The organism is Nocardia sp. CDC153 (assembly GCF_035818515.1).
GTDB lineage: Bacteria > Actinomycetota > Actinomycetes > Mycobacteriales > Mycobacteriaceae > Nocardia.
The window spans coordinates 73,106-76,963 of record NZ_JAYKYU010000002.1 but is presented as its reverse complement, the minus strand read 5'-3'; the positions used below and the strand labels follow the sequence as shown (position 1 = coordinate 76,963).

Annotated in this window: 1 protein-coding gene; it reads left to right on the top strand. The window is 71.1% G+C overall.

The features are described 5' to 3' along the window. Positions 1 to 5 precede the first annotated feature (5 nt). Positions 6 to 3,854, top strand: coding sequence for a type I polyketide synthase (locus VMT65_RS08745; RefSeq protein ID WP_326307553.1), 3,849 nt, complete (start codon positions 6 to 8; stop codon positions 3,852 to 3,854). Positions 3,855 to 3,858 lie beyond the last annotated feature (4 nt).

The window sequence follows — 3,858 nt, the reverse complement described above, 5'->3', positions numbered from 1 at the left end:
CAACGGTGACAACGGAATTCGACGACCTCGTCGACGCACTGCGCAGCACGCTGCTGGACAACGAGACCCTGCGGCAGGAGAACAAGCGCCTCACCGACGCCGCGGACGAACCCATTGCGATCATCGGCATGAGCTGCCGCCTGCCCGGCGCGGTCACCTCCCCGGAGGAGCTGTGGCAGCTGCTCGACGACGGCCGCGACGCCATCGCGCCGTTCCCGCCCGACCGCGGCTGGGTGATCGAGGGCGAGTACTCCGGCACGGTGGAGGGCGGATTCCTCGGCGACGTCGCCGATTTCGACGCCGACCTGTTCGGGATCTCGCCCCGCGAGGCGCTGGCCATGGACCCCCAGCAGCGGCTGCTGCTCGAAGGGGCCTGGGAGGCACTCGAACGCGCGGGACTCGCACCCGACAGTCTGCGCGGCGAGCAGGTCGGGGTGTACGTCGGTGGAGCCTACTGCGGGTATCTGGACACCCTCGCCGCCGCGCAGACCCCGGGCGTCGGCGGGTTCCTGCTCACCGGCAACACCACCAGCGTCATGTCCGGGCGCATCGCCTACGCGCTCGGCCTCGAGGGGCCCGCGCTGACCATCGACACCGCCTGCTCCTCGTCGTTGATCGCGATCCACCTGGCCTGCAACGCGCTTCGGCGCTCCGAATGCGCGCTGGCCCTGTCCGGGGGTGTCTCGGTCATGCCGGGGCCGGGCCTGTTCGTGGAATTCGCCCAGCAGGGCGGGCTCGCCGCGGACGGGCGCTGCAAACCCTTCTCCGCGGCGGCCGACGGCACCGGCTGGTCGGAGGGGGCGGGCATGCTCGTCCTGGAACGGTTGTCCGACGCCCGCCGACACGGGCATCCGGTGCTGGCGGTGGTGCGCGGCAGCGCGGCCAATCAGGACGGCGCGTCCAACGGCCTATCCGCGCCCAACGGGCTGTCGCAGCAGCGGGTGATCCGGCAGGCCCTGGCCGCGGCCCGGCTCAGCGCCGCCGACATCGACGTGGTCGAATCGCACGGCACCGGAACCAGTCTCGGCGATCCCATCGAGGCGCAGGCGCTGCTCGCGACCTACGGCCAGCATCGGGAGCGGCCGGTGCTGCTCGCCGCGCTGAAGTCCTATATCGGCCACACCCAGACCGCGGCCGGGGTGGCGGGGGTGATCGCCACGGTGCTGGCCATGCGGCACGGGCGGATTCCGCGGATCCTGCACCTGGACGCCCGCTCGCCCCACGTCGACTGGTCGGCGGGCGCGGTCGAACCGCTGACCGAGCCGCGGGCCTGGCCCGACACGGGAAATCCGCACCGGGCCGCGGTGTCCTCCATGGGAATCAGCGGCACCAATGCTCACCTCATCCTCGAACAGGCACCGCCCGTAGAGGTCTCCGAGGTTGCCATGGGCGAGGCCGTCCCGGACCGTCCGGGATACCCGCTGCCCTACCTGCTTTCGGGTCGCAGCCGGGAGGCGCTGCGCGCGCAGGCGGTGCGGCTGCGGCCACTGGCCCAGCGGGCCGACGCCCTCGACCTCGCCTACTCGCTGGCCACTTCCCGTGCGGCACTGGAACATCGAGGCGTCATCGTGGCCGACGACGCGGACGGTGTGGTGGCGGGCTTGGACGCGCTGGCTGCCGGCGGCACCGCCGTCGAACTCGTCGATGGTGTGGTGCGGCCGGGTCGGCTCGCGTTCCTGTTCTCCGGTCAGGGCGCGCAGCGCGCGGGCATGGGACGCGGACTGTACCGCTGCGCCCCGGTGTTCGTGGCGGCACTCGACGAGGTGTGCCGAGCCTTCGACGACGCCCGCGGCGCGGGCTCGCTGCGGGAGGTGCTGTTCGCCGACGACGGTCCGATCGACGAGACCGAGCACACCCAGGCCGGGCTGTTCGCGATCGAGGTGGCGCTGTTCCGGCTCGCCGAACACTGGGGCGTGACACCGGATTTCCTGATCGGCCACTCCATCGGCGAGATCGCGGCCGCGCACGTGGCGGGCGTGCTGTCGCTGGCCGACGCCTGCACCCTGGTGAGCGCCCGCGGCCGACTGATGGGTGCCCTGCCCGCGGGCGGGGTCATGATGGCGGTGCGGGCCTCGGAAGCGGAACTGGTGCCGCTGCTCGTCGACGGGGTCGGTATCGCCGCCGTGAACGGGCCCGAGTCCGTGGTGCTCTCCGGTGACGAAGAAGCCGTGGTGAAGGTGGTCGGCGACCGGAAAGCCAAGCGGCTGAACGTCTCCCACGCCTTCCACTCCGCGCGCATGGAGCCCATGCTCGACCGGTTCCGTCAGGTGGCCCAGGGACTGACCTACGAGAAGCCCCGAATCCCGCTGGTATCCAACCTGACCGGCGAACTCGCCGACTCCTACGACGCCGACTACTGGGTGCGGCACGTGCGCGAACCCGTGCGGTTCCACGACGGCATCCGGCGACTGCACGAGCTGGGCGTCGCCACCTTCGCCGAACTCGGACCCGACGCCGTCCTGGCGGCCATGGGCCGCGACTGCGTCCCCGCCACCGCCGACGCGGCCTTCGTACCCCTGCTCCGACGCGACCGGGACGAGGGCACCGCCCTGATGACCGGGCTGGCTCGACTGCACGTCCGAGGCGTCGGAATCGACTGGCAGCGGGTGCTTTCCGGCGGTCGGCGCATCGACCTGCCCACCTACGCCTTCCAACACCGCCGCTACTGGCCGGACGGGTCCGGCCAGGTTGCGGTGCGGGCCAGCGCGCCGACCACCGCCCTCGACTCGCCCGACGCGCTGCGGCAGCGGCTGGCCGAGACCACCGACCCCGAACAGGTGATGCTGGATCTGGTGCTCGACCACGCGGCTTTCGTCCTCGGCCACGACGATTCGGAATCGGTCGCGCGCGACCGGGAGTTCCTGGAACTGGGGCTGAGTTCGATCTCGGCGGTCGAACTCCGCGACCGCCTGGCGCGGGTCACCGGCCTGGAACTGTCCAGCAGCATGTCTTTCGACCATCCCACCCCCGGCGAACTCGCCAAGCACCTGCTGGGCGCTTTCACCGGAACCGGCACCGCGACACCGCAATCCGGCGGGATGCTGGGCCGGCTCTGGCAGGATGCCAACCGCGTCGGCCAGGCCACCGAATTCGCTTTGAGCCTGGTGGAGATCTCCAAATTCCGGCCCAAGTTCGAGGAGCCCTCGGAATTCGGTGGCACACTGCGCATGACGCGACTCGCCCAGGGCGACACCCGACCCGGCCTGATCTGCTGCTGCACCTTCTCACCGCTGTCCGGGGCGCACGAATACGCACGCTTCGCCTCCATCTTCCGCGGCCGACGCGACGTACACGCCCTGGTCAACCCCGGCTACGCCGCCGGTGAACTGCTGCCCGCCAACCTGGCCGCCAGCGTGCGCCTGCAGGCCGAAACGATCCTGCGGCACACCGACGGCGAACCGTTCATCCTGGTCGGGCATTCCGCGGGCGGGCTCATGGCCAATCAAATCTGCCGTCGGCTCGAGGATCTGGGCGCGGGCCCGCAGCGCGTGGTGCTGATCGACACCTACTCGCCCGACAGCCCGGTGATGGCGGCATGGGGTGATGCCCTGATGCTCGGAACGCTCGAACGCGAAGGCGCGTACACGCCGATGGACGATCACCGAGTGACCGCGGGCGCGTGGTTCACCCCGCTGCTGGCCACCTGGAAGCTGGCCGAGATGAACGCGCCGGTCCTGCTGGTGCGCGCGGGCGAACCGACCGGCCCGTGGCCCGACGGCGAAGACTGGCACACGACATGGGATTTCCCGCACACCGTCGTGGACGCCCTGGGCAACCACTTCACCATGATGGAGGAGCACGCCGAGGTGGTCGCCCGCGCGGTCGACGACTGGCTCGCCGTCGACCTGCCGTGAGTCT